The following is a 25,093-nucleotide window of genomic DNA, read 5'->3' on the forward strand; positions in this document are numbered from 1 at the left end:
GGGGGGCTCAGGCCGCCCCGGCCAGCGCGGTCTGGCCGGGCGGCGGATAGGGCGCCGACAGCATCGCGCGCACATCGAACGGCGGGGCCTCCAGGCGACGCACCAGTTCGTCGAACGCCACCGGGCGGCTGAACAGATAGCCCTGCCCGATATCGCAGCCGAAGTCCTTGAGCACCGCCACCTGCCACGGGTGCTCCACACCTTCCGCCACGACGCGCAGGCCCAGCATCTGCGCCATGCCGATCATCGCGAGCACCAGCTGCTTGTCGCTATGCGACGCCTGCATGTCGTGGATGAACGAGCGGTCGATCTTGAGCTCGCTCACAGGCAGATGCTTGAGCGACGACAGGTTGCTGTAACCCGTGCCGAAGTCATCGACCGAAATCGCCACGCCGGCAGCGCCGAGCTCGCGCACGAACTCGGCCATGCCTTCCTTGTTGAGGAACAGCGAGTTCTCGGTCAGTTCGATCTTGAAGCGCCTGCAATCCAGCCCGTGCTCGTGGATCGTGCGGAGCACGGACTTCTCCTTGTGCCAGCGCAGCTGCATGGGCGAGAAGTTCACGGCAATGCGGAAATCGCACGCCAGCGGCAGTCCTTCGAGCCGCGAGGCATGGCGGCACGTCTCGTGCAGGACCCAGTCGCCGATGGCGCCGATCATGCCGGTTTCCTCGGCGATGGGCACGAATTCGGCAGGCGACACGGCCTTGACGCCGTCGCGATTCCAGCGCAGCAGCACTTCCGCGCCGACGATCACGCCCGAGGTCAGCGAGACCTGCGGCTGCCACACCAGCGAGAACTCCTCGCGCTCGAGCGCGCGGTGCAGCGCGTTGGAGATATCGAGGCGGTTCAGCATGCGGTCGTGCAGCTTCGGCGAAAAGAAATGGCAGGCACCGATGCCGTCTTCCTTCGCGCGATACATGGCGGCGTCCGCGTTCATCACCAGCGCTTCGGCGGTCACGCCATCGGCCGGATAGCGGCTGACACCGATGCTCGCGGATACATAGCTCTGGATGCCATCGAGCGCGATGGGTTCGGCCAGCTCGTCGAAGATGCGCCGCGCGGTGGCATTGACGGTGTCCACATCGCCGGTGTCGTGAAGGATGAACGTGAATTCGTCGCCGCCGAGCCGCGCCACGAGATCGGTCTCGCTCACGAGCTTGCTGAAACGTTCGGCCACGACCTTGAGCAGCCGGTCGCCAAAGGAATGGCCCAGCGTGTCGTTGACGTCCTTGAAGCGGTTCAGGTCGAGAAACAGCAGCGAGAACTCGGTGCCGCGCCGCGAAGACTGGACAATCGCATGGTTGAGCCGCTCCTGGAACAGCTGCCGGTTCGGCAGGCCCGTCAGGCTGTCGTAGTACGCCAGATGCAGGTACTGGGCGCGCAGGCTCTCGCGCTCGGCTTCCAGTTGCTCCACGAGGACCTCGCGCTCCTGCCGGTAGATCTCGGCGCGGCGCACGAGCTCCGCGAGCACGCTTTGCACGGAGATCACGCCCAGATAGGTACCATCGGGCTCGATCACGGGCAGGTGGGCCTGCACGGCCACGCGCATGCGATGCAGCGCGCGTACGGCATCGTCGTCGGGACGCAACGCCTCGCCCTGCCTGCGGGCGAGCAGGTCGCCAAAGCGGCGCGACGGAAACAGCGTGGCCTGGCGGTCGGTCACCAGACCGGCAAAGCCACCGTTCTCCGCGAATACCGCAAACGCCCGCATGCCTTCGACATCGGCTTCTGCCAGGTCTCGATATCGCTCATCGACGCGTACCCGACGGGCGGAGGGATCGAGACAGTCCCTGACTTGCAACGTTTGCATAAACACCCAACACGGAATTCGACCATCGCGGCGTGTTTCTAACAGAAATGCGCCGAATCAGCCACCCCGCCGAAGGATGGCATTCATCGGCCATCGCCGCCCATTCTTCCGCAGCACGATTCCTGATCAAATCGAACGACCGTTGGTGTTGTAAGCATGACGACGTCATGTGTGGCCCATAAGGCCGCCATTACGATAGCGCCTGCCCGTGCCGGGGTCCTGCCCGACCCCGGCGGGGGTATTACTTCGATATCCGTCCCATCGCCCGCTTATGCGCGCACATCTTCGTTTCATCGTCCTGTGCGCGCTCCTGTGGTGCGCCGGCAGCGCCGTCGGCGCGCCGGTGGCCTACCGGTCCATTACCGTCGATGGCATCAGCATCGCCTACCGCGAGGCCGGTTCGCCCGACCGCCCCACCCTGTTGCTGCTTCATGGCCTGCCGTCGTCGTCGCGCATGTACGATGGCCTGCTGCGCGCGCTGGGCGACGCCTATCACCTGATCGCACCCGACTACCCCGGCTTCGGCAACAGCGCCGCGCCGCCGGCGAACCAGCTCCGCTACTCGTACGACCGGCTGGCCAGCGTCATGCTCGGCTTTACCGATGCGCTGAAGCTGAACCGCTACGTGCTGTTCATGCAGGGAGACGGCGCGCCGGTCGGCATGCGCATGGCGCTCGCGCGCCCCAACGCGGTGCTCGGCACGATCTTCCAGAACGGCAACGTCTACGCGGAAGGGCTCGCGCCCGCATGGGAGGCGCGGCAGCGCTACTGGACCAACCGCGGCGCATACGAACAGGACGTGCGCGCGGCGCTGCTGTCGTTTGCGGCCGCCCGTGGCCGGCACGTCGGCGCCGATCCCGACGCGGAAGCCTACAACCCCGACCTGTGGATCGACGAGCTCGCCTTCCTGCGCCGGCCGGGCGCCATCGATATCCAGACCGACCTCGCGTTCGACTATCGCGACAACCTCTACCGCTACCCGCAGTGGCAGACGTGGCTGCGCCAGCGGCAGCCGCCCACGCTGGTGTTGTGGGGCCGCTACGATACGACCTTCACCGAGGCCGGCGCGCGCGCGTTCCGGCGCGATCTGCCAGACGCGTCCATCCGCATTCTCGACGGCGGACACTTCCTCATGGACACCCGCCTCGACGACGTGGCCGTGCTCACACGCAAGTTCATGGCGGAAAAGATCGCGCCGAAGCCCGTTCGGCCCGAGTGATGCAACCGCATTGCGTATAATCCCCCCGTTCGTGGGGAGCACCCTGCTCTCCGCCCAGACATCCACGCGATTCCGCAATGAGCAAATTCTCGAAATTTGCGCTGAACCTCGTGCTGATTGCTCTGTGTCATCTCGCGCCCCCGATTGCGATCGCGGCCGAAGGTGGAACGGATGCCAGTGCGCCGCAAGCGCAAGTGCTGTCCCAAAGCGACATCGTCGCCGAACTCAAACGCCTGCAGACCGCGCAGGACCGCATCAAGCAACAGGCCTCGGCCCCCGATGGCAAGACCAAGCTCGGGGGACTCGACGACGCGCTGCAGGACCTCAATGCGGACGTCGACAAGCTGACCGCCGCGCTGACCCCACGCGTCGCCGAACTCCAGGCGCAGCTCGACGTGCTGGGTCCTCCGCCTGCAGCCGGCACCACACCGGAAGCCGCCGCGGTGGTGCGCAAGCGCGCCGATCTCAATGCGCGCAAGGCCCAGCTGGACGCCGCCCTCAAGCAGGCCGCCGAGTCGCGCGACAACATCGCGCACCTCAACGACCAGTTGGACAAGCTCAAGCGCAGCCGCCTCAAGGACCAGCTCGCGCTGCGCTCGGAGAGCATTCTCAACCCGCATTTCTGGGCACCGCTGTTCGATCCGGCCGACGAGGACCGCCGCCGCTTCGACGCGTTCCTCGATCAGGTCGTGCCGATGGGCCAGCTCGCCTGGCAACCGGGCGCGCGCACGGGCACCGTGCTGCTGCTCGTGTTCGCGGGCCTGCTGTGGACGCTCGGCCGCCGCCTGCTGGAACGCGGCGTCGCGTGGTACTGCCTGACGTTCCTGCCCGCGACGCGTCTGCGGCGCAGCGCGCTCGCCCTCGGCACGGCGCTGACGACCGTGGTCACCACGGCGATCGCCGTGCATCTGGTCTATATCGCGTTTACGCGCCTCTACGAGCCGCCGCCCGATCTCGAGGGGCTGCTCAGCGAGATGGCCAAGCTCATGATGACCAGCGCGCTGATCGCGGGGCTGGGCCGCGCGTTGCTGTGCACGCGGCATCCGTCATGGCGGCTGCCCGCGCTGGCCGACGGCGTGGCCATCGCGATGCGCCCGTTCCCGTCCATCCTCGCCGGCCTGCTGCTGGTGGCCGGCACGCTCGAGCAGCTCAACCGCACCGTCGATACCAGCGTGCCGTTCACGCTGCTGGGCCGCGGCCTCGTGTCGCTGGTCGTGGTCGTGGTCATCGGTGCCGCGCTGCTGCGCGCCAACCGCGTGCGCACGGAACTCGCCGCGGCGGGCGAACAACCCGAGGCGCGCGCGACGCTGGCCGGGCTGATCCATGCGGCCGTCACGCTCGCCACGGTGATCTCGCTCGGCGCGCTGCTCGTCGGCTATATCACCGTGGCGCGCTTTCTCACGTACGAACTGGTCTGGTTCGATATCGTGCTGTGCAGCTTCTATCTGCTCACGCAGCTCACGCGCGATATCTGCGAGAGCCTGTTCTCCCCGCAGTATGCGAGCGGGCGCCTGATCAAGCAGCTGTTCGGCGTGGGCGACCATCACCTCGAGCAGACGTCTACCGTGCTGTCCGGTATCGGGGTCAGCCTGCTGCTGATCGTCGCCGCCATCGCGCTGATGACCGGCGGTTTCGGCACCACGCCGGCCGAGCTCGTCGATAGCGTGCTGCGCGTGCTGGGCGGCGAGCGGCTGCGCAGCCTCAACATCATGCCGGACCGCATTCTCAACGCCATCATCGCGATGACGGTCGGCGTGTGGCTGCTGCGCTCGGTACGGCGGTGGCTCGATGCCGAGATGCTGCCGAAGCTCGGCATGGACCCGGGGCTGCGGGCGTCGCTCATCACGCTGTTCAGCAACGTCGGCTACGTGCTGCTGGTGCTGTTGGTCCTCTCGCTGCTCGGCGTGCGATGGGAAAACCTGGCGTGGATCGTCAGCGCGCTGTCGGTGGGCATCGGCTTCGGCCTGCAGGAGATCGTCAAGAACTTCGTGTCGGGTTTGATCCTGCTGACGGAGCGGCCGGTCAAGGTGGGCGACATGGTCAGCATCGGCGGTGTGGAAGGCGATATCCGCCGGATCAACGTGCGCGCCACGGAGATCCAGCTCGGCGACCGCTCTACGATGATCGTGCCCAACTCGCAGCTGATTTCGCAGAACGTGCGCAACGTCACCATGAGCAACAGCACGCAGGGCGTGGCCACGCTGCAGCTGACCTTCCCGCTCAATACGGACCCCGAAGAAGTACGCGACCTGCTGCTGGAGGCGTATCGCGACAACGAGAGCATTCTCGACATGCCGCCGCCGTCGGTCACGTTCAATCAGCTTGCACCAAACGGGATCACGCTGAGCGTGACCGGGTATGTGAGCAGTCCGCGGGTGACGGGGAATACCAAGAGCGACCTGCTGTTCGAGATCCTCAAGCGCCTGCGCGCGGCCAATATCTCGCTGTCGATGCCGCAGACGCTGCGCGTGGAGAATTTCCCGGTGCCGGGCAACGAACCGATCGAACGCGCGGCCAGCTAGGAGGCAGCAACTTTTACAAAGGACGGTAAAGCGCACAACCCGGGAATCGTTCGCGCCACACAGGCATGCGGGTTCCAACCCGGGTCCGGATATTGCGCTGCGTGCGGTTGCCATGACAACCGCCCCTGCCCCCATCCTCAAGCCCGGCCACAACTGCTGGCGCCGCGAACACAGTGATCGCTTCGCCATGCTCGTCGATGGCGAAGCGTACTTCTCGGCGCTGCGGGAAGCGCTGCTCCACGCCCGCCATACCGTCTTTATCCTCGGCTGGGACATCGACAGCCGCATGGTGCTCGAGCCCGGCGGCAGCAGCGACGGCTATCCGGCCGCCCTCAGGGATTTCCTCAACGAGCTTGCGCGCCGCCGTCCCGGCCTTCGCGTCTACGTCCTGAGCTGGGACTTCTCGATGGTGTTCGCGCTGGAGCGCGAGTGGCTACCCGCCGCGCAGGCCCACTGGCAGGCGCATCGCCGCCTGTCGTTCCAGCTCGACGGCAATCATCCGCCCGGCGCCTCGCATCACCAGAAGGTGGTCGTGATCGACCATCAGGTCGCCTTCGCGGGCGGCCTCGACCTCACCATCCGCCGCTGGGACCGCCATCACCATATGGCGGACGACCCGCTGCGGAAGGATCCCGACGGCAAGCCCTACGCGCCCTTCCACGATGTGCAGTGCGTGTTCGACGGCGCCGCCGCCGCCGCGATGGGCGACCTCGCGGCCGAACGCTGGCGCAGGGCCACGGGCCGCCAGCCCCGCACGCCGGGCCCGGCGGACCGCCAGCTCGAGGACGCGTGGCCGCTCAGCGTGACGCCCGACATCACGGACATCGACCTCGGCATCAGCCGCACCGAGCCGCCGACGGAAGACCACCCCGGCATCGCGGAAATCCGCGCGCTGCATCTGGATGCCATCGCCGCCGCGCGCGACAACCTCTATCTGGAGAACCAGTACTTCAGCTCTGGCCTGATCGCCGACGCGCTAGGCGAGCGGCTGGAAGAGGAAGGCGGCCCCGATATCGCGCTGGTCTCGCGCCGCGTGGAGAGCGGCTGGCTCGAGGAACACAGCATGGGCGTGCTGCGCGCGCGACTACACCGCAAGTTGCGCGCCGCGGACCGCGAGAATCGCTTTGCGTTGTTCTGCCCGCAGGTACCGGGCCTTGGCGAAGACTGCGTGAACGTGCACAGCAAGGTCATGGTCGTCGATGACACGCTGCTGACCATCGGCTCCGCGAACCTCAGCAACCGCTCGTTCGGCCTCGACACCGAATGCAACATCGTGCTCGAAGCGGCCGGCGACGCGCGCATTGCCGCCGCCATCCGCGCGATGCGCGACCGCCTGCTGTGCGAACACCTCGCCGTCACGCCGCGCGAGTTCGACCTCGCCTATCGCCAGACGGGACGATTGCTCGCAACCTGCGCGCTGCTGCATCGTCGCGAAGGCCGCACGCTGGAACCGTTCTCGCCCGAGGTGCCCGACGACCTCGACGCGGTCTCGCCTTCCGCCGATCTGCTCGATCCCATGGAGCCGATCGACAGCGAGCAACTGGTCGAGCAATTCGTGAGCCACGAGGCGCGCCCGCGCGTGGTTGGCCGCGTCGGCATGCTCGTGCTGCTGCTCGTCGTGCTGGCCGGCCTCGCGTTCGCGTGGCGCTATACGCCGCTGCGCGAATGGGCGGACTTCCGCGCCGTGCTCGCACTGGTCCAGCGCGTCGACGACATGCCGTTCGCCCCGCTCGCGATGATGGCCGCCTACGTGCTCGGCGGCCTCGTGCTGATGCCCGTCACGGTGCTGATCGTGGTGACGGTCGTCGTTTTCGGTCCGCTCTACGGGGGTGCGCTCGCGCTATGCGGCACCGTGCTGAGCGCTGCCACCGGCTATGGCATCGGGCGGATGCTCGGCCGCAACGCGGTGCGCCGCTTCGGCGGCAACCGTTTGAATCGTCTGAGCGAGCAGGTGGGCGAACATGGCATTCTCGCGATGGTCGTCATGCGGCTCGTTCCCGTGGCGCCGTTCACGCTGGTCAACCTCGTCGTCGGCGCGTCGCGCATCCGCTTGCGCGACTGCCTGCTCGGCACGATGATCGGCATGACGCCGGGCATCGTCATCTCCGCCTCGCTCGTCGATCGCATCGCGGCGGCCGCGCGCAATCCCGGCCCGCTCACGTTCGCGCTCGTACTCGCGGTGCTGCTGGTTCCGGCCTCGGTCATGCTGTTGCTGCGCCGGCGGAAGCGCCGCCGCGAAGCCCAGGCGCAGGCGACGGGCTCCGGCGATTCGTCCACGCGTCACCGGCCCCCCGCCCCCTCGGCCCGACAACGCATGGGCCGCGCATGACATGAACGCGGCACCCCATGCCCCTCACACCCCTCATGCGCATACGACGGTAGCCAGCTACAACATCCACGGCGGTGTCGGCACCGACGGTCACTTCGTGCCGAACCGCATTGCCGACGTGCTGCAGGAACTGTCCGCCGATATCGTCGCGCTGCAGGAAGTGGAGACGCGCGCCACGGGCTTCGACATGTTGCGGTTTCTGTCGAAGCACAGCGGCCATCACGCGATTCCCGGCCCCACGCTCGTACGCGCGGACGGCGATTACGGCAATGCCCTGCTCACGCGCTATCCGCCACTGCGCGTGCGCCATATCGACCTCAGCGTAAAGGGCCGCGAACCGCGCGGCGCCATCGATGCACTGCTGTCGTGCCACACGGAAGACCCCGGCGAGGACGAACGCTTTACGCTGCGCGTGATTGCCACCCACCTCGGCCTGCGTCCAAGCGAACGCCGCTGGCAGGTGCAGCGCTTGCTGACCGCGCTCGCGGAAATGCCCGCGCAACCGACGCTGCTGCTCGGCGACGTCAACGAATGGTTTCTGTGGGGCCGCCCGTTGCGCTGGCTCCATGCGTACTTTCAGCGCACGCCGCATGTGTCGACGTTCCCGTCGCGCTGGCCGATGCTCGCGCTCGATCGCATCTGGACCTCGCCCCGCGCGCATCTCGTCTCCGTGAATCGTCATGCCACGCCGCTTGCCCGCGTGGCTTCCGATCACCTGCCGCTGCGCGCAGTGCTGCACCTGATCGCCGCGCCGCGCAACTAGTGCAACCCTGTAGCCGGCCCATTCGATGCCCCGTCGATGCATCCCTCGATGCGTCCTACGTCGCCTGCATTGCCGCGCTGCGCGCCGCAATACGGGTATTTCGCTAGGCGGTCACGCTTTGTCCGTCCATGGCCCGCTGCCTATACTGCCTTACGCAACGTGCGCGTCGCGAGTGGCCTGACGCGCGCGTCAGAATAGCCATTTCGAAAAAGATAGGGGACAGGTGGCAGCGTGTGCGGTATGCGCGCGGCCGGGAGGTAACACATCGAGACGTGCCTGCCCTCGACAAAGGAAAGTGGAGACGGGATGACCAGTGAACAGTTCCTTGCCACCCAGGAAACCCGCAAACTGGGCTTGCGCGCCCTGCGCGCGGCATTGCTCCAGGTGCATAAGGAAGTCATCGGCTACGATCGTGGCCAATATGAACGCGTGCACGGTCCGATACCAGCCGGCCAGTTCGTGCAACTCGTCACGGAAGAGTCGTTCTTCCGCTGGCTCGATCCGCTGTCGCGGCTGATCATCGAGATCGACGAAGAACTCGAGGGCGTGGAGCATCACGACGACACGTGCCGCGCGGTAGCCGGCGCGGCGCAGAAGCTCTTCAGCGAGCGTGGCGACGCGGGCTTTCGCAAACGCTATCAGGAAGCGCTGCAGGACGAGACCGCGGTGACCGTGGCACACGGACGCCTGATGTCCGTGATCGGGCAGCTGCGGCAGTTGCCCTGATCAATGCGCCTGGCCGGGCTTGCGCTTCTCCGGTTTGGGGGGCGCACGGTCCGGCTTCGGATCGACCGCAATCGGATCGCTCGCGGGAAACGTGTCTTCCAGCGCTTCGTCGAGCTCGTCCTCGAGCTTTGCGTCCTGATCGCGCTTGTCGGGCTTGTCAGTCGACTTGGCGGGCTTTCTGGCTTGGGTCATGGCGAACGATCTCCGGCGGACGGGCGTCCGTAATGCCGATGGTAGTGCCGACGCGAAAAGTCTGCCATTGAAGCGTCACCGTCCGCGACCGCCGCCGCCGCGCGACGCGCCGTACCCGCCCCGGTAGCCACCGCGATACCCGCCGCCATAGGTGCCGCCATAGCCGCCACGGTATCCGCCGTGATAGCCGCCGTGATAGCCGCCGTAATACCCGCGCCCATACCCGCCGTAGTACCCGCGATAGCCGCCGTAGTACCCGTGGTAGCCGCCGCCCCACCCGAACCGCACGCTGCCGTAGTACGCGCCATAGCCGTAGCGCGGCCCGTACCAGTACGGGTAATAGGCCGGATACACGGGATACGACGCGTAAGGGTATCCACCGTAGTATGTGTAGGTCGTGCCGTAGCTGCCGTAATACCCCGATGGATAGCCCGCGGCGTCCACCGTGCCGGAAGACACGTACCCCGGATAGCTTCCGTAATAGCTGTTGTAGCCGTAGTAGTCCGGATAGGCGACGCAACCGCTCAGCATCAACGCGCCGCCGGCAGCCGTGACCCGCCACCATCCACGCATGTTTCGCATCGTCGCCTCCCACTGATGAACGCTCCCCAAAGGGGGTCCAGTGGGAGCGCCGGTGCCGCGCACCAACAAACGTTAGACAAGTAAGTTTCGTAGATATCCGATGTTCGGATGATTTATCTCAGAGCCCCTGCTCCACCATCTCCAGCAGCCGCTGGGACAGCGCATCGATCTGACTGGCCGGCCGGCCGTGCAGCGGACCGTCGAGCGCGAGCATGGCCAGCCCATGCACGGCCGCCCACGCCAGGTATTCGGCCCCGGGGCGACGATCGCTGGCCAGCAGTCCCGCCGTGACAAGGCCATCGAGCGCAGCCGATAGCAGCTGGAACGGGTTCAGCCCGCTGTTGCCCGCCTTCGCCGGGTCGGCCTCGTGCTCGACCTGCTGCACCTGCTCCCGCACCGAGAATGCCGTGCGGAACAATCCGGTCTCCCGCAATGCATAGCGCAGATAGCCGCGTCCCACGGCACGCAGTGTCGCGCGGGCGCGCGTGGCCGCATCGGCATCGGCCGGCACCGCGGCCAGATCGGCCGCCATGGCCGCTTCCATCTCCATCGCCAGCCGCGACAGCGCGGCCGCGCGCACGGCCTCCAGCAGGTCCTGCCGGTTCGCGAAGTGGCGATACGCGGCATTGGGTACGACCCCCGCGCGCCGTGTGGCCTCGCGCAGCACGATGGCATCGGGTCCGCCCGCCTGGGCGAGATCGATACCGGCCTCGAGCAGCGCGCGGCGCAGATCGCCGTGCCGGTAGGTGCTTCGGGTCGTGGGCACCGGCGGGGCTTCGGCCACCGTCGGGGTGTTGCGGGTCATGTCGCCTCCCATGCGAGCGCCATTTGTGACAATCAGGTTAATAGTAGACAGTGTACACAAGGGACGCCAGAAGCGTCGGATGGGACGCTCCATCGGGGCGGATGGACGGCGTCAGGGAGGGCGTCAAAGAGGGCGTCAGAGGATCGGTGCAAACAGCTTGGCGACGTGCATGGCGACGCGCAGCAGCGCGGGCGAGCCGAGAAATTCGTCGCGCCCCACGGGCCTGGCCTGCGCGAAATCGGCTTCGAGCATGCGCGCGACGTCGGCGGCAAACCCATGGTCCGCGGTCATCACCATCATTTCGAAGTTGAGCCGGAACGAGCGGTTGTCGAGGTTGGCCGTACCGACCGCCGCGGCCTCGTCATCGACGAGGATCACCTTCTGATGCAGGAAGCCCGGCTGATAACGGAAGATCTTCACGCCGGCGCAGATGGCCTGGTACGCGTAGATGGTGGAGGCGGCAAACACCACGAGGTGGTCGGGCCGCGCCGGAATGAGGATGCGCACGTCCACGCCGCGCAGCACCGCGAGCCGCAGCATCGCGAACACGGCCTCGTCGGGCACGAAGTACGGCGACGTGATCCACACCCGCTTGCGCGCGGACTGGATGGCCTCGACGAAGAACAGCGAGCACGTTTCCTGATTGTCGGCCGGACCGCTCGGCACGATCTGGCACAGCATGTTGCCCGCGGCCGCCGCCGGCGGCTGCAGCAGATGCGGAACCTCGCGCGCGGCCCAGTACCAGTCCTCAGCGAAGGCCATCTGCAGGCCGAGCACCGCCGCGCCGCGGATCTCGATATGGGTATCGCGCCACGGCGCGAGGGGCGGACGCGTGCCGAGGTATTCGTTGCCGACGTTATGGCCGCCCACGTACGCGCACGCGCCATCGACGACCACGAGCTTGCGATGATTGCGGAAGTTGAGCTGGAACCGGTTGACGAAACCGGGATGCGTGGAGAACGCCCGCGCTTCCACGCCGGCCTGCTGCAACTCGCGCACGTACGGCCGGCCCAGCGCATGGCAGCCGATGCTGTCGTAGAGGAAATAGACCTTGACGCCCGCGGCGGCGCGCGCGCACAGGCGACGATGGAGTTCGCGCCCGAGCGCGTCGTCATGCACGATGAAGAACTGCACCAGTACGACCTCGCGCGCGGCATCGATGGCCGCGAAGATCGCCGCGAAGGTATCGGCGCCATTCACGAGCAGCCGGACCGCATTGCCGGACACGCACGGCATGCCGGTCAGCCGCGGCAGCGCGCGCAGGCACAGCGGCTCGGGCTCCTGCACGATGCGCGCGCCGAACGCGTCGCGCTCGCGCACGCTCATGCCATGGCGGATCTCGCGCAGCCGGTCGTTGTTGAACCGCCGGGCGTTGACGTAGCCCGCGAACTGGCTGCGCCCGAAGATCAGGTAAGGAATCAGCGTGAAGTACGGCATCATCACGAGCGACCCCGCCCACGCGATCGCGCCCGGCGCGGTGCGCACCGTCATGACTGCATGCAGCGCCGCAACCACGCCCACGACGTGGAAGCCCGCGACGATCGCTGCAACGATGCTTGGACTCAACATAGGCGGAACATAGTCGGCAATCGCCATGACTGGCCGGGATTCGATGATCGCTATTCTGGCATAGGAAAAGCGCCGATTCCCACACGCCACGCATCAGCCCGCATCGAATCCTGCGAATTCAAAGAAGTACGACGTTCCGAGTCTGATCTCGGAAATTTCAGATTTACCTGATTGCTGGCATCCCGTGCGGTCGATAGTCTGCCTCGGAATCTTCTCACCCGCGCCCCAGTTCTCGTCGTCTTTCAAGAGATTTCCGCATGACCGCCTCCCCCAATATCGCATTGCTCACCAGCGGTGCATTCCACCCGGAAGCAATCGAGGCCCCGCTGTCGATGGCCGGTTTCCGCTGCAGCGTCTTCCAGACGGGCCGCGATCTGATTCACGGCATCAGCCACGACACCTATGACATGCTGCTGATCGACCGAGAGCTGCCGGACATTCCCGCCATCGACGTCATTCGCGCGGTGCGCGCCGCCCGCGCGCGGGACGTTCCCATCATGATGCTGTCCGAAGTCTCCAGCGACGATGCGCTGGTCGAAGCGCTCGATGCCGGCGCGGACGACTTCCTCGTGCAACCGGCTTCCGAGCGTGTGCTGCTGGCCCGCATCGCGGCGTTACGCCGCCGCGTGATGACCGCGAGCGGACGCATTGGCATGAGCGTGCGCGCGGGTCCGTACGAACTGAACAGCGCTGGCCGCTACGCACTGCTGCGCGGCAAGCGCATCGCGATGACGCCGAAGGAATTCGACCTCGCCACGCTGATGTTCGCGAACGCAGGCTGCATGCTCAGCAACAACCGGATCGAGCGCGTGGTCTGGGGACGGGAGTTGTCCCCGCTGTCGCGCGCACTGGCGCAACTGGTCTCGCGGATGCGCCGCACGCTGGCGCTGGGGCCCGAGAACGGCGTGACCGTCAGCGTGGTCTACGCGCAGGGTTACCGGCTGGACGTGCTCGACAACGCGCGGACCGAAGACGTGGCCGTGCCGGTCGTGCCCGCCGCGCCGCGCGATCCGTCGCAGGTCATGGCGCGCCACGTGCAGCAGTTGATGTCGGCCTGACCGGACCGAAGGGCGCCCTTGCCTCCCGTGGCATCGGGCCCACCGATGTAATAGCCCTGCGCGGCCGCGACACCGAGCTTGCGCACGGCAGCCAGCGCGGCGGCATCCTCGATGCCCTCCGCGATGACCTCGCCGCCGATGGCCCGCATCATCCTCAGCACCGCGCGCAGGATCTCCTTGCGCCGCGGGCATCCATCGATCCCACGCACCAGCGACTTGTCGATCTTGACGAACTGCGGGCTCAGCGCCACGAGCAGGTCGAGGTTCGCGTGGCCCGTGCCGAAATCGTCGAGCGCGTATTGCAGGCCGCGTTCGGTCAGCGATGCCATCGCCCGCGCGAACGACGCCATATCGCCCGTCGCGGTCTGCTCCGTGATCTCGATCACGATGCGCTCGGGCGCGACGGGCTCTCCGCAGACGGTCAGCAGATCGGTCATGCCCTCTCCCGCACCGCACAACAATGTCCGTAATGTCTGCGCGCTGAAGTTGAGAAACAGCTTGCCCGGCAGCGCGAGCGCGCTCCAGGTGGCCAGCGCCACGCGCGCCGCCTCGCATTCGAGCGCGAACGCCGCGCCGATCTCGCGCGCATGGCAGAACAGGGCGTCAGGCTGGGCAAGCGGCGAGCCGGCGGGGCCGCGGATCAGCGCCTCGTAGCCGAGGATGGCATCTCCATGGAGCCGGACGATCGGCTGGAACACCGCATGGAGCGGTGGAAAACCTGCGGTATTGCGTGGCATGGCAGTCCGGCATTTATCGAAAAATCTGGCACGCCATTTCATGACCGCGACATGACCCCGGTATGACAAACGCAGGAATACAAACACAAGCGTTGCTGCGGACATCTTCCGCGTATATCGATATGCGCCGCATGGCGGATCGCATCATTAGTAAAGACCCTGAGCACGTCGCGTCAACCGATGGCGCGGCCGGGCCGTTTCGGGTGACATTGGGTGGGCATCCGCACCCCCACCCGCAAGTCGAAGGGCGCCTGACATCGCAGTTGTGTCGGGGCGAAACAAATGACATTGCGGGGTAACCGGGATTTACGTCTTCCATTACCAAGTTACAGAACTGTTGCACTTGGACGCGCGCCACGGCGCGCCGGATGCGGGAATGCCGGTTACGCTTGACTCATCGCAACACGAAAGACCACACAGGGAAATCATGTCTGAACGCCTCATCATGCTGGACGTCCCCGGCGTCCTGTACTCGGCCCGCTCGGCGGCACGCCTGGGCGGCATGCCCAACACCGGGACGCTGCGCGACGTGAGGTACTTCGACCCCATCGCGCTTGGCTTCCTGCGCCGACTGTTCGGTATCGCCGGCGCCCGTGTGGTCGTCTCCGATGCCTGGCGCCGGGGCACGCCCGCCGCGATCCTGCAGCAGCTGGACCTGCAGATCGAAGGCATGACTCCGCGTGTGGAAGGCGGCCATGGCGCCGAGATCGATGCCTACTTCGACGCCGAGACCGGCGAGCGCGCCGTCCCCTCGGCATGGGTCATCCTCTCGACCGCCGCACCGGAGTCGATGTCCGCGGCGCAACGCGAGCATCTGGTCAGCGTCGATCCGTCCGAAGGCCTGACCGTCGAGAACTTCCGCCAGGCGCTGGACATCCTCGGCGTCGCCTGCCCGTCCACGGTCACCCCCGATTCGCGCGTCGATGCGGATCTGCGCGCCAAGCTGCGTCATCTGCAGCAACTGGCGCGCGTGGCGCCGTCGCGCTTCACCCCGGCCACGAACGACGAGGCGCGCACCGCCGTCGCGCACTGATCCGACGGGCTGTCGGCGGTCCGCCTCCGGCGGGCCGCATCGCGCTGTACCCCGCAAACGGGCGACGATTCTTCGTCGCCCGTTTGCATTTGGGCGTTCATGCGCTGCCGCGCAAGTTCTGCATAGCAGAATTCCGATTCCACGGTGCAGTTGACAGGACCGCGCGGTTGATGGGACCATTCCCGCCATCGATGCCCGGCGGACACACGCCGCGCACAGCAATCGGAGACCTGCATGCGCAGCCACGCATCCCCTGCCGCCGCCCCGGACGCGGCCTCGCCATCATCGTTCGTTCCCCCGTTCAATCGTCTGCACGAAGCCATTGCGCCGTGGGCCGCCAGCGACCCCGACCGTATCGCGATCATGGACGCACACCGCGCCCTGCGCTTTGGCGAGCTCGGTGCCGCAGTGCAGCAAACCGCGCGCACGCTCGCGAGCCTCGGCGTGCAGGGCGGCGACCGTGTTGTCGTCGTGACCGAGAACAGCGTCGGCTGCGCGGTCATCCTGCTGGCGCTGAGCCAGCTCGACGCGTGGTCGGTGCCCGTCAATGCCCGGCTCTCGCCGCGCGAGGTCGGCAATATCGTCGAGCACGCCGATGCGCGGCTGACGCTCTATCTCGATAGCGACTTCCCCGAAGCGCGCGAACACGGCCTCTCGCGCAACGCGCAATGGGCCGAATGGCCCCACGTGGGCCGGCTGCTGATCGGCCCGCTCAACGCGGGCGCCGCGCGAGAGCCGGTGTCGGAAGCCGCGGCCGACCAGGTGGCCGCACTGATCTACACGACCGGCACGACCGGCGCGTCCAAGGCCGTGATGCTCACGCACGCGAACCTGATGTTCATCGGCTATTCCAACCGCATGCAGGCGCGCGTGCAGGCGGGCGACCGCGTCTATGGCGTGCTGCCGATCTCGCACGTCTATGGACTGTCCGTGCTGCTGGTGGGACCGATATCGAACGGCGCCTCGGTCTACTACGAACCGCGTTTCCGCCCGGAGCAACTCGCGCGCATGCTGCGCGAAGCGTCGCTGACCGTGCTGCACGGCGTGCCCGCGATGTATGCCAAGACGATCGAATGGAGCCGCGCGAACGGCCAGTCCCTTCGCACGCCGTCGCTGCGCATCGCCCAGTGCGGCGGCGCGCCGCTGACGGCCACGCTCAAGGCCGGCTTCGAGGAAACGTTCGGTATTCCGCTGCAGAACGGCTACGGCATGACCGAAACCTCGCCCACCGTGTGCCAGACGCGCGTGGAGTCCCCGCGCAACGACTGCTCGGTGGGCCCCGCGGTACCGCACGTGGAACTGCGCCTCGGCAACGTGCAGGCCGATGGCAGCGGCGAACTGCTGGTGCGCGGCCCCAACGTGATGAAAGGCTACTATCGCCGCCCCGACCTGACCGCCGCCGCCATCGATGCGGACGGCTGGCTGCATACGGGCGACCTCGCGCGCATCGACCCCGACGGCGCGGTGTCGATCGTCGGCCGCGCGAAAGAGATCATCATCCATTCGGGCTTCAACGTGTATCCCGAAGAAGTCGAGCAGTCGATCAACGCGCATCCGGCCGTGCTCCAGTCGGCCGTGGTGGGGCGCGCCGTGGAAGGCAACGAGGAGGTCATCGCCTTTATCGAGGTGCGCGCGGGCATGACCCTCGATCAGGCAGAGCTGCGCACGTTCCTGCGCGAACGGCTGTCGCCGTACAAGCTGCCCGCGGAAATTCGCGTGATGGCGCAATTGCCGGCCGCGCCGTCGGGCAAGATCCTGAAGGCGAAGCTGCGCGAGGCGCTTGGCGATACCACCACGAGGACGACAGCATGAACGCCATCGACAGCAATGCGGACCGGCCCCGCGAGGGCACGCGCAAGGAAGACCGGCACTTTGTCACCGCACTCGCGCGTGGGCTCGACGTGCTCGCGTGCTTTCGCGCGTTCGACGTGGAGCTTGGCAATGCGGAGCTCGCGCAGCGCTGCGGGCTGCCCAAGTCCACGATCTCGCGCCTCACGCATACGCTCACCGAGCTTGGCTATCTGCAGGCGCTGACCGATCCCGTGCGCTACCGGCTTGGCAGTTCCGCGCTGGGCATGGCGCCGGTCGCGCGCGAAGGCACCGATGTGCTGTCCGTGGTGCGTCCGTTCATGCAGGAGCTGGCGGATCTGTCGCAGGGCGTGGCGTCGCTGATCGTGCGCGATCGCGGCCGCATGCTGATCTACGAGAACTGCCATGCGGAGTCCTATCTGACGCTGCGCGTGAACGTGGGGAGCCGCGTGTCGGGCCTGACCACGGCCGCGGGCCGCGCCTATCTGATGGCGCTCACGCCGGTCGAGCAGCGGCAGGCGCTGGCCGCGTTCCGCGCGGACGATCGCGCGAGCGCCGCGCAGGCCGACGACGTGCTCGTGCGCGCGCGGGAAGAGAAACAGCGGCTCGGGTGCACGACGTCGTTCGGCGAATGGCTGCCCGATATCAACTCAATCGCACTGGCCTTCCGGCCGGGGCCGTCGCTGCCGCCGATGACGCTGAGCTGCAGCGGCCCGAATGCGATCGTGCCGCCCGCGCATCTGCTGGACGCGGTGCGGCCGCATCTGCACGATCGCATCGGCCGGATCGAGGCCGCGCTCGGGACGCGATAGGGACCCGATCGGGACGCGACAGGGCCGGGTATCATCCCCTACTGCAAACCTCTGCGCCACGGACGCTATCATGCCGCACCTCGTTATCGAACTCACCGAGAACACCCGCCTCAACTGCTCGCAGGAAGAGCTGCTCGACGAAGCCAACGCGGCGCTGCTCGCCAGTGGCCAATTCGAGGAACCGGACATCAAGTCGCGCTGCATCACGCTGGACGTGTACCGCCAGGGCACCGATGTGGCCGATCGCGCGTTCGTGCATGCCACCCTCTCCGTCCTCGACGGCCGCGACCAGGCCACGCGCCGGCAACTGGGTCAGATCGTCTGCGACGCCATCGCCGAAGCGATCCGCACGGGCGATGGCCAGAGCGTGCAGGTCAGCGTGAACGTGGTCGAGATGGCGCGCGCGATCTACGCCAAGACCGTCATCGGCGCGTAACCGCCAACGCGCGATCGGCCGGGGCATGGCGATCGAACTTCGACCCCTCGAAATTGCAGAGATAGGTCATCACCATATCGCACACGTGCCGCAGCCGGGCCTCGACGCGCTCTTTGGCGCCGAGGTCCACGTCGAGCACGAACGACAGCGTGTAGCGGTTCGAGATGGAATACGAGCCGAGGCCCGAGATCGACACGTAGAGATCGACCCAGTCCGCATCGGGACGAAACAAGCCCTGCGCCTTGCCGCGCTCGAGGATCTGCGCGAGCGCGCTCCGCAGCGGATTGAACATCGCCGGTATCACCTTCGACTTGCGGATGTGCTCGGCCTTGTACAGGTTCTCCGTACTCAGCAGCTGGATAAACTCGGGATGGTCGATGAAATGGCGGATCGTCTGGACGATCAGCGTCCGCATGTCTTCCACGGGATGGTCGCCGAGCTCGCCGAACTGGTTCTGCCGCTCGCGCATCGCCGAATACGCGCGCTCCATGACCTCGATAAAGAGCGCCTCCTTGCTTTCGAAGTAGTGATAGACGAGGTTCTTGCTGATCTTGCTGCGCGCCACGATGCTGTCCACGCGCGCGCCGTCGTAGCCCTTCGACGCGAACTCCTTTGCCGCCATCTGCAGGATCTTCTCCCGCGTGGCCGCCGCGTCGCGCGGTTTGGGTTTTCCGCCTGCCTGTCCGCTAGTTCTCGTTGCTGGCATATGCCTTGCCTTTCCCTTCGCTCGTTGTAGTGCCGGTCGCCATGCTGGTGCAAACCTAACCAGTTAGTTAGTTTACACGGCTTTGGCTGCACTGCAAGGATGCCAGTAACCCGCCACTGGAGCCGGTTTCCGCGCCATCGTGGTGCTCCGTAAAAACCCGGGTTGGCATCTCGCATTTCGCCCTCTATTGTACTGACTAGTTAGTTAATAACGGGGTGCCGGCACCGGTCGTCGGGATCTCCTTTCCCTTGGAGTTGGACAATGCAATCAGGCAGCAGCGCTGGCGCCCGGGTCGGGTGCGACATCGGCGGGACCTTTACGGACATCGTTCTGGCATTGCCGGACGGCCGGCTTTTCGTGAACAAGACGTCCACCACCCCGCACGACCTCGGCGAGGCGATCGTCACCGGGCTCAAGGCGTTGATCGAGCAGTCGGGCATCGCGCCGGGCGACATCACCGAGATCGTCCACGGCACCACCACCGCCTCCAATACGATCCTGCAGAAGGTCGGCGCGCGCACCGGCGTGCTGACCACGGCCGGCTTTCGCGACATTCTCGAGATCGGCCGCATCCGTACCCCCACGATGTTCGACCTCGGCTGGCAGAAGCCGCAGCCCCTCGCCGCGCGGCGATATCGCCGCGGCGTCACCGAGCGCATCGATGCGCGCGGCAATATCGTCGTGCCGCTGAATATCGACGAAGTGCTCACCATTGCGCGCGGCCTCGTCGAGGAAGGCGTGGAAGCGCTCGCGGTCTGTTTCCTCAACAGCTATATCAACCCGGTGCACGAGCTGGAGACGAAGGCGCGCCTCGAACGGGAGTTTCCGGGCCTGCTCGTCACCGCGTCGTGCGACGTGCTGCCCGAGATCAAGGAGTACGAGCGCACGAGCACCACGGTGGTCAACGCCTACATCCTTCCGGCCATGCGCACGTATCTGCGCCGCCTGAAAGCCGATCTCGGCCGCATGGGCGTGACCGCATCCCTGCAGGTCATGGCCTCCAACGGCGGCATGATGGGCGTCGATAGCGCCAGCGACAAGCCCGTGTTCGCGGTGGCCTCCGGCCCGGCGGGTGGCGTGGCCGGCGCGGCCCAGATCGGCGCGCTCAGCGGCGGCAGCGATCTGATCGTATTCGACATGGGCGGCACGACCGCCAAGGCATCGATCATTACCGGCGGCGTGCCGTCGCTGACGAACGAATACGAATTCCGCGACGGGATCAGCGCGCCGAGCCGCTTCGTCAAGGGCGGTGGCTATGTGCTCAAGGTGCCGGCCATCGATATCGCGGAAGTCGGCGCGGGTGGCGGGTCGCTGGCCGGCATCGACGCGGGCGGCCTGCTCTGTGTCGGTCCCGAATCTGCCGGCGCGAATCCCGGACCCGCGTGCTATGGGCGCGGCAACGGCCGACCGACCGTGACCGACGCGAACATGGCACTGGGCTTTCTGAACCCCGTCGCGCTCGCGGGCGGCAGCCTGCAGGTCGATCCGGAACAGTCGCGGCGCGCGATCGATACGCATATCGGCGAGCCGCTCGGCCTGGACACGCTGGCCGCCGCGCACGGCATCCGCCATGTGGCCAACGTCAGCATGGCGCGCGCGCTGCGCGCCGTCACGGTCGAACGCGGCCGCGACCCGCGCGATATGACGATGATCGCCTTCGGCGGCGGCGGTCCGCTCCATGCGGTGGATGTGGCCCGACTGCTGGGCATCCGCCGCGTGATCGCGCCCGTGATGGCCGGCGTATTCTGCTCGGCCGGTATGCTCGGCGCCGACGCGGAGCACAACTTCGTCAAGGCCGTGCTGCGCCCGCTCGCGGACTGCGACGCGACCATCATCGGCACGGCCATCGAAGCACTGCGCGTGCAGGGACTATCGGTGCTCGCGCAGGAGGGCTATCCGGCGGATGCCGTGGAGATCGCCGTGGGGCTGGACCTGCGCTACCTGGGCCAAAGTTCGGAGCTGACCATCCCGCTGCGCGTGGGCGCCGGCCAGACGATCGACGCCACCGCCATGGCCGCGCTGATCGAGGACTTCGCCAGCCAGTACCGGCAGACGTTCGGCTACAGCAACGACGAACCGCTGGAACTCGTCAACGTGCGCCTGAGCGCGTACGGCCGCAGCGACCAGCGACTGAAGTTCAACGATATCCGCGTCGATGCCAGTGCGCTGCAGGGTGTCACGGGTACGCGCCAGGTCAGCTTCGAGCGCGACCAGCCGCCGTGCGAAACGCAACTGGTGCCGCGCGCGGCCATCTCCGAGGTGCCGCGCCACGGCCCGCTGATCATCGAGTCCTACGACACCACGATCGTCGTCCCGCCCGGCGCCTCCGCTCGCGCGGACAAGATCGGCAACATCATCATCGACATCGCCCAGGAGCAAGCATGAATCCCCCGACCCAGTTCGACCCCGTGACCTTCGCGGTCGTCAAGAACGCGATGGACGCCATCGTGGACGAGGTCGCCTACACGGTGATCCGGACCGCGCGCTCGGAGATCGTCAAGGACGTGATGGATTACTCCGCCGCGATCTGCGACCGCCATGGCCGCATGGTCGCGCAGGCCAAGACCATCGCATTGCACCTTGGCGCGATTCCCGAAGCGATGGCCGCCGTGCGGCAACGCTACGGCGATACGCTGCAGCCCGGCGATGCGATCGTCGTGAACGATCCTTACGAGGGTGGCATGCATCTGCCGGACATCTTCATGTTCGTGCCGTTCTTCTATCGTGGCGAGCTCGAGGGCTATTGCGTGGTGATCTGTCACCACACCGACGTCGGCGGCCGCGTGCCGGGATCGAACGCGAGCGATTCCACGGAAATCTACCAGGAAGGCCTGCGCATCCCCGTGCTCAAGCTTTATGAAGCGGGCAAGGTAAACGAGACGCTCGAGCGCATCATCGCGCAGAACGTCCGCGTGCCCGACCGCGTGCTCGGCGACCTCAAGGCGCAATACGCGGCCTCGCAGATCGGCGTGCGCGAGCTCACCGCGCTGTTCGACCGCTACGGCCGCGACGATTCCCGCGCCTACCTCAACGAACTGCTCGACTACGCGGAGCGCCTCACGCGCGAGGAGATTCGCAAATGGCCGAAGGGCACGTTCCGCTTCGTCGACTACATCGACGACGACGGCATCTCGCCCGAGCCGATCCGCATCGAAGTGGCCCTGACCGTGCACGACGATCACGTGTCGGCGGACTACACGGGCTCCGCGCCGCAGGTGCGCGCGGCGATCAACTCGACGCTGTCTTACACCAAGTCCTGCACGTACCTCAGCGTGCGCTGCGCGCTGCTCGGCGACGTGCCGAACAATGCGGGCGTGTTCCGCTGCATCGACGTGCACGTGCCCGAAGGCTCGGTGCTCAATCCCCTGCCCCCGAGCGCCGTGGCGGCGCGCGCCCTGACCGGCTACCGCGTGTTCGATGCGATGCTCGGCGCACTCGCGCAAGTGGTACCGCACCGCATTCCGGCCGCGGGCGAAGGCGGGAATACGGTCGTCTGCCTGTCCGGCAAGAGCGACGAAGGCAAGCCCTACATCATCGTCGATATGATCTGCGGCGCATGGGGCGGCCGCCCCGCGAGCGATGGCATCGAGGCCATCACCAATGCATCGCAGAACCTGTCGAATACGCCCGTGGAGACGCTGGAAGCTCAGCATCCCGTGCGCGTGGAGGCATACGAGCTGGTCGAAGACTCGTGCGGCGCCGGCCAGTACCGCGGCGGGCTCGGCATTCGCCGCAGCTATCGCGTGCTCGCGCCGGACGCACAGCTCCAGCTGCGTGCGGACCGCATGAAGTTCTCGCCGTATGGCCTTGCCGGCGGCGAACCGTCGAGCCCGGCCCGCAATCTGCTCCAGCACGGCGACACGGTGACCGCCCTGCCGAGCAAGGTCGGCATGACGATCGCGCGGAACGACGTGGTGACGCATATCCAGCCCGGCGGCGGTGGCTTTGGCGATCCCATGGCGCGCGATCTCGACCGGATTCGCGAGGACGTGTGGAACCACAAGCTGTCCGCCGAATACGTGCGCGAGCACTACAAGGTCGTGGTCGATCCGCACACCGGCGAGGTGGACCGCGCCGCCAGCGAGGCGCTTCGCCGCGGCGCACTGGCGCAAGCCGCCTAGCCGCCCAGACATCCCGCCGCCACACAGGTACCCACAGATCTCCCCACACATGCCCCACGAGGATTACAAGATGCGTTCTTCGTTCGTCATTCAGCTCCGCCGCGCGATCGTCGCCGCCTCCGCCCTCGCCGCCTTTGCGGCGACGAGCGCGCAGGCAGCCGCTGAAAAGCTGCTGGTACGGATGGACTATTCAGCGTGGGGCATGCATGCCGCCATGCATCTGGCCAAGCAGAAGGGATGGTTTCAGGAAGCCGGCCTCGACGTCGAGATCCAGGACGGCACCGGCACCATCAACACGCTGCAGCTTCTGGCGGCCGGACAGGCCGATGTCGGTCAGGTGCAACTCGGCACGATGGCCATCGCCAGGGAGAACGGGCTGGACCTCGTGTCCATCGCCGGTTTCGCGCGCAAGGGCGACCTCGCGGTGCTCGTCGACGAGAAGCTCGACGTCAAGTCGGCCGCCGATCTCGTGGGCAAGAAGCTCGTGTGCTTCACCACCAGCCCATGGGCGCCGTTCATCGATCCGTATCTGAAGGCGATCAACGTGCCGAAGTCGAAGACCAATGTCGTGATGGTGTCGCCGAGCGCGATGATCTCGACCTATGCATCGGGCAATAGCGATGGCTTCCTCTCGCAGGCGCCGTTCGGCCAGCCGATGGTTGCCAAGGTGCGGCCCGCCAAGGTGTTCCTGCTCGCGGACAGCGGCATCAACTTTCCGAGCTACGGCCTCGTCACGACGCCGAAGAAGCTCGCCGAGCGCGGCGAGGCGATTCGCAAGCTGACGCAGATACAGGTAAAGGCGTGGGAGTACATCTATGCCGGCCACGAGGACGAAGGGGTAGCCGCCATCGTGGCGCAGCGGCCCAACGCGAAGCTCGATCCGCAGGTGCTGAAGGCGCAGGTCGTCGCCTATCGTCAGTTCTTCGAGAGCCCGAGCCAGAAGGCGGCCCCGATCGGCAGGCAGAACGACGCCGACTGGGTCGCCGCGATCCAGTCGATGGAGCGCGTGGGCGCCATCAAGCCCGGCCGCAAGCCGTCCGACTATTACACCAACGCCATGCTGGCGAACTAGCGCGACGGAGGACGAACATGTCGGCATTCCTGCAGATTGGCCAACTCAACAAGATCTATCGCTCGCAGCGCGACCCCCTCTATGCGCTCAAGGACGTGAGTCTCGATATCGAGGAAGGCGAGTTCGTGAGCATTGTCGGCCCCAGCGGCTGCGGCAAGAGCACCCTGCTGAAGTGCGTGGCCGGACTGGAGCCGATCTCCAGCGGCCATCTCGCGCTTCAGGGCGACCCGATCTCGGGCCCGCCCTCCAATATGGGCGTGGTCTTCCAGCGCGACCTGCTGCTCGACTGGCGCACGATCCTCGACAATGTGCTGATCGCCGCCGAGTTCCATGACCTGAGCCGCGGCGACTACGAGGAGCGCGCGCGTGCGGTGCTGAATCTCTTCGGCCTGGGATCGTTCGCCAACCGCTATCCGTGGGAGCTGTCGGGTGGCATGCGGCAGCGCGCGTCGATCTGCCGCGCACTACTCGTCGATCCACAGCTGCTGCTGATGGACGAACCGTTCGGCGCGCTGGATCCGTTCACGCGCGACGAACTGAACGTGGAACTCCAGCGTACGTGGATGGATACGGGCAAGACCGTGCTGTTCATCACGCATTCGATCTCGGAGGCGGTTTTTCTCAGCGACCGCGTCGTCGTGATGTCGCGCAATCCCGGCGGCGTCGCGGACGTCATTCCGATCGAGCTGGATCGGCCACGCGGTCTTGCCGTGCGGGAAACGAAGGCGTTTGCCGATTACGTGTCGCAGATTCGCGGGATCTTTCGCGACCTCGGCATCTACAAGGGGTAAT

The 25,093-nt window shown here is 66.7% G+C and carries 21 protein-coding genes and 1 pseudogene; 14 read left to right on the forward strand and 8 right to left on the reverse strand.

All coding sequences use genetic code 11. The features are described 5' to 3' along the window. Positions 1-7 precede the first annotated feature (7 nt). A complete protein-coding gene (locus AAHB16_RS13155; protein WP_150377085.1) occupies positions 8-1,810 on the reverse strand; it encodes a putative bifunctional diguanylate cyclase/phosphodiesterase in 1,803 nt (600 codons plus the stop codon). Positions 1,811-2,081: 271 nt separating this feature from the next. Between AAHB16_RS13155 and AAHB16_RS13160 the strand changes: the two genes are divergently transcribed. The 5 genes from AAHB16_RS13160 to AAHB16_RS13180 all read left to right on the forward strand — a co-directional run bounded on the left by AAHB16_RS13160 (position 2,082) and on the right by AAHB16_RS13180 (position 9,369). Continuing rightward, complete coding sequence (locus tag AAHB16_RS13160) at positions 2,082-3,029, forward strand: alpha/beta fold hydrolase (protein WP_342051075.1); 948 nt, start codon at positions 2,082-2,084, stop codon at positions 3,027-3,029. 77 nt (positions 3,030-3,106) lie between these two features. Then, on the forward strand, positions 3,107-5,551 hold the full coding sequence (locus tag AAHB16_RS13165) for a DUF3772 domain-containing protein (protein ID WP_342051076.1): 2,445 nt from the start codon (positions 3,107-3,109) through the stop codon (positions 5,549-5,551). A 112-nt stretch (positions 5,552-5,663) separates the two neighbouring features. Continuing rightward, positions 5,664-7,880: a VTT domain-containing protein gene (locus AAHB16_RS13170; protein WP_342051077.1), complete on the forward strand. Its 2,217-nt coding sequence runs from the start codon at positions 5,664-5,666 to the stop codon at positions 7,878-7,880. 1 nt (position 7,881) lies between these two features. Next, positions 7,882-8,643, forward strand: a complete 762-nt coding sequence (locus AAHB16_RS13175) for an endonuclease/exonuclease/phosphatase family protein (RefSeq protein ID WP_342051078.1) — start codon at positions 7,882-7,884, stop codon at positions 8,641-8,643. A gap of 306 nt (positions 8,644-8,949) precedes the next feature. Beyond that, entirely contained in the window at positions 8,950-9,369 is a 420-nt protein-coding gene (locus AAHB16_RS13180) for a hypothetical protein (protein WP_150377080.1), read from the forward strand. Here AAHB16_RS13180 and AAHB16_RS13185 read toward each other — a convergent pair whose 3' ends face one another. The 5 genes from AAHB16_RS13185 to AAHB16_RS13205 all read right to left on the reverse strand — a co-directional run bounded on the left by AAHB16_RS13185 (position 9,370) and on the right by AAHB16_RS13205 (position 12,763). Beyond that, positions 9,370-9,561, reverse strand: a complete 192-nt coding sequence (locus tag AAHB16_RS13185; protein WP_150377079.1) for a hypothetical protein — start codon at positions 9,559-9,561, stop codon at positions 9,370-9,372. A 75-nt stretch (positions 9,562-9,636) separates the two neighbouring features. Beyond that, positions 9,637-10,143: a hypothetical protein gene (locus AAHB16_RS13190; RefSeq protein ID WP_342051079.1), complete on the reverse strand. Its 507-nt coding sequence runs from the start codon at positions 10,141-10,143 to the stop codon at positions 9,637-9,639. 118 nt (positions 10,144-10,261) lie between these two features. Next, positions 10,262-10,948, reverse strand: coding sequence for a TetR/AcrR family transcriptional regulator (locus tag AAHB16_RS13195; protein ID WP_150377078.1), 687 nt, complete (start codon positions 10,946-10,948; stop codon positions 10,262-10,264). Between the two features lie 135 nt (positions 10,949-11,083). Then, complete coding sequence (cls, locus tag AAHB16_RS13200; RefSeq protein ID WP_150377077.1) at positions 11,084-12,517, reverse strand: cardiolipin synthase; 1,434 nt, start codon at positions 12,515-12,517, stop codon at positions 11,084-11,086. A 93-nt stretch (positions 12,518-12,610) separates the two neighbouring features. Then, positions 12,611-12,763, reverse strand: coding sequence for a hypothetical protein (locus AAHB16_RS13205; protein WP_191002321.1), 153 nt, complete (start codon positions 12,761-12,763; stop codon positions 12,611-12,613). An 11-nt stretch (positions 12,764-12,774) separates the two neighbouring features. On the opposite strand from AAHB16_RS13205, the gene AAHB16_RS13210 reads away from it, so the two are divergent. After that, positions 12,775-13,575: a response regulator transcription factor gene (locus tag AAHB16_RS13210; RefSeq protein ID WP_342051080.1), complete on the forward strand. Its 801-nt coding sequence runs from the start codon at positions 12,775-12,777 to the stop codon at positions 13,573-13,575. 47 nt (positions 13,576-13,622) lie between these two features. Here AAHB16_RS13210 and AAHB16_RS13215 read toward each other — a convergent pair. Continuing rightward, a pseudogene (locus AAHB16_RS13215) lies at positions 13,623-14,417 on the reverse strand (EAL domain-containing protein); the annotation flags it as partial. A 322-nt stretch (positions 14,418-14,739) separates the two neighbouring features. Here AAHB16_RS13215 and AAHB16_RS13220 point away from each other — a divergent pair. From AAHB16_RS13220 to AAHB16_RS13235, 4 genes are all read left to right on the forward strand, one after another. Then, complete coding sequence (locus AAHB16_RS13220; protein WP_150377074.1) at positions 14,740-15,345, forward strand: HAD domain-containing protein; 606 nt, start codon at positions 14,740-14,742, stop codon at positions 15,343-15,345. A 234-nt stretch (positions 15,346-15,579) separates the two neighbouring features. Continuing rightward, a complete protein-coding gene (locus tag AAHB16_RS13225; RefSeq protein ID WP_150377073.1) occupies positions 15,580-17,157 on the forward strand; it encodes a class I adenylate-forming enzyme family protein in 1,578 nt (525 codons plus the stop codon). Beyond that, the gene (locus AAHB16_RS13230) at positions 17,154-17,966 is read left to right on the forward strand and encodes an IclR family transcriptional regulator (RefSeq protein ID WP_150377072.1); all 813 of its coding nucleotides are present in this window, start codon (positions 17,154-17,156) and stop codon (positions 17,964-17,966) included. The genes AAHB16_RS13225 and AAHB16_RS13230 overlap by 4 nt, the downstream gene beginning before the upstream one ends. Before the next feature lie 70 nt (positions 17,967-18,036). Then, entirely contained in the window at positions 18,037-18,402 is a 366-nt protein-coding gene (locus AAHB16_RS13235) for a 5-carboxymethyl-2-hydroxymuconate Delta-isomerase (RefSeq protein WP_150377071.1), read from the forward strand. Here the strand turns inward: AAHB16_RS13235 and AAHB16_RS13240 are convergent. Further along, positions 18,389-19,108, reverse strand: a complete 720-nt coding sequence (locus AAHB16_RS13240) for a TetR/AcrR family transcriptional regulator (protein WP_150377070.1) — start codon at positions 19,106-19,108, stop codon at positions 18,389-18,391. The genes AAHB16_RS13235 and AAHB16_RS13240 overlap by 14 nt on opposite strands. Before the next feature lie 261 nt (positions 19,109-19,369). On the opposite strand from AAHB16_RS13240, the gene AAHB16_RS13245 reads away from it, so the two are divergent. The 4 genes from AAHB16_RS13245 (at position 19,370) to AAHB16_RS13260 (ending at position 25,092) form a co-directional block, all read left to right on the forward strand. Further along, positions 19,370-21,493 carry a hydantoinase/oxoprolinase family protein gene (locus tag AAHB16_RS13245; protein WP_150377069.1) on the forward strand — a complete coding sequence of 708 codons (2,124 nt, stop codon included), beginning with the start codon at positions 19,370-19,372 and terminating at the stop codon, positions 21,491-21,493. Further along, complete coding sequence (locus AAHB16_RS13250) at positions 21,490-23,229, forward strand: hydantoinase B/oxoprolinase family protein (RefSeq protein ID WP_342051081.1); 1,740 nt, start codon at positions 21,490-21,492, stop codon at positions 23,227-23,229. The genes AAHB16_RS13245 and AAHB16_RS13250 overlap by 4 nt, the downstream gene beginning before the upstream one ends. A gap of 70 nt (positions 23,230-23,299) precedes the next feature. Next, a complete protein-coding gene (locus AAHB16_RS13255) occupies positions 23,300-24,301 on the forward strand; it encodes an ABC transporter substrate-binding protein (protein WP_223851659.1) in 1,002 nt (333 codons plus the stop codon). 17 nt (positions 24,302-24,318) lie between these two features. Further along, entirely contained in the window at positions 24,319-25,092 is a 774-nt protein-coding gene (locus AAHB16_RS13260; protein WP_150377067.1) for an ABC transporter ATP-binding protein, read from the forward strand. Position 25,093 lies beyond the last annotated feature (1 nt).

Origin of the sequence: Cupriavidus sp. OTU4054 (genome assembly GCF_038440175.1) — a bacterium.
GTDB classification, from domain to species: Bacteria; Pseudomonadota; Gammaproteobacteria; order Burkholderiales; family Burkholderiaceae; genus Cupriavidus; species Cupriavidus pauculus_D.

Coding starts and splice junctions, on each gene's coding strand:
- AAHB16_RS13220 (WP_150377074.1), top strand. CDS start 14,740: ATGTCTGAACGCCTCATCATGCTGGACGTCCCCGGCGTCCTGTACTCG.
- cls (WP_150377077.1), bottom strand. CDS start 12,517: ATGTTGAGTCCAAGCATCGTTGCAGCGATCGTCGCGGGCTTCCACGTC.
- AAHB16_RS13165 (WP_342051076.1), top strand. CDS start 3,107: ATGAGCAAATTCTCGAAATTTGCGCTGAACCTCGTGCTGATTGCTCTG.
- AAHB16_RS13245 (WP_150377069.1), top strand. CDS start 19,370: ATGCAATCAGGCAGCAGCGCTGGCGCCCGGGTCGGGTGCGACATCGGC.
- AAHB16_RS13185 (WP_150377079.1), bottom strand. CDS start 9,561: ATGACCCAAGCCAGAAAGCCCGCCAAGTCGACTGACAAGCCCGACAAG.
- AAHB16_RS13250 (WP_342051081.1), top strand. CDS start 21,490: ATGAATCCCCCGACCCAGTTCGACCCCGTGACCTTCGCGGTCGTCAAG.
- AAHB16_RS13160 (WP_342051075.1), top strand. CDS start 2,082: ATGCGCGCACATCTTCGTTTCATCGTCCTGTGCGCGCTCCTGTGGTGC.
- AAHB16_RS13170 (WP_342051077.1), top strand. CDS start 5,664: ATGACAACCGCCCCTGCCCCCATCCTCAAGCCCGGCCACAACTGCTGG.
- AAHB16_RS13190 (WP_342051079.1), bottom strand. CDS start 10,143: ATGCGAAACATGCGTGGATGGTGGCGGGTCACGGCTGCCGGCGGCGCG.
- AAHB16_RS13180 (WP_150377080.1), top strand. CDS start 8,950: ATGACCAGTGAACAGTTCCTTGCCACCCAGGAAACCCGCAAACTGGGC.
- AAHB16_RS13235 (WP_150377071.1), top strand. CDS start 18,037: ATGCCGCACCTCGTTATCGAACTCACCGAGAACACCCGCCTCAACTGC.
- AAHB16_RS13195 (WP_150377078.1), bottom strand. CDS start 10,948: ATGACCCGCAACACCCCGACGGTGGCCGAAGCCCCGCCGGTGCCCACG.
- AAHB16_RS13230 (WP_150377072.1), top strand. CDS start 17,154: ATGAACGCCATCGACAGCAATGCGGACCGGCCCCGCGAGGGCACGCGC.
- AAHB16_RS13210 (WP_342051080.1), top strand. CDS start 12,775: ATGACCGCCTCCCCCAATATCGCATTGCTCACCAGCGGTGCATTCCAC.
- AAHB16_RS13260 (WP_150377067.1), top strand. CDS start 24,319: ATGTCGGCATTCCTGCAGATTGGCCAACTCAACAAGATCTATCGCTCG.
- AAHB16_RS13175 (WP_342051078.1), top strand. CDS start 7,882: ATGAACGCGGCACCCCATGCCCCTCACACCCCTCATGCGCATACGACG.
- AAHB16_RS13240 (WP_150377070.1), bottom strand. CDS start 19,108: ATGCCAGCAACGAGAACTAGCGGACAGGCAGGCGGAAAACCCAAACCG.
- AAHB16_RS13225 (WP_150377073.1), top strand. CDS start 15,580: ATGCGCAGCCACGCATCCCCTGCCGCCGCCCCGGACGCGGCCTCGCCA.
- AAHB16_RS13255 (WP_223851659.1), top strand. CDS start 23,300: ATGCGTTCTTCGTTCGTCATTCAGCTCCGCCGCGCGATCGTCGCCGCC.
- AAHB16_RS13155 (WP_150377085.1), bottom strand. CDS start 1,810: ATGCAAACGTTGCAAGTCAGGGACTGTCTCGATCCCTCCGCCCGTCGG.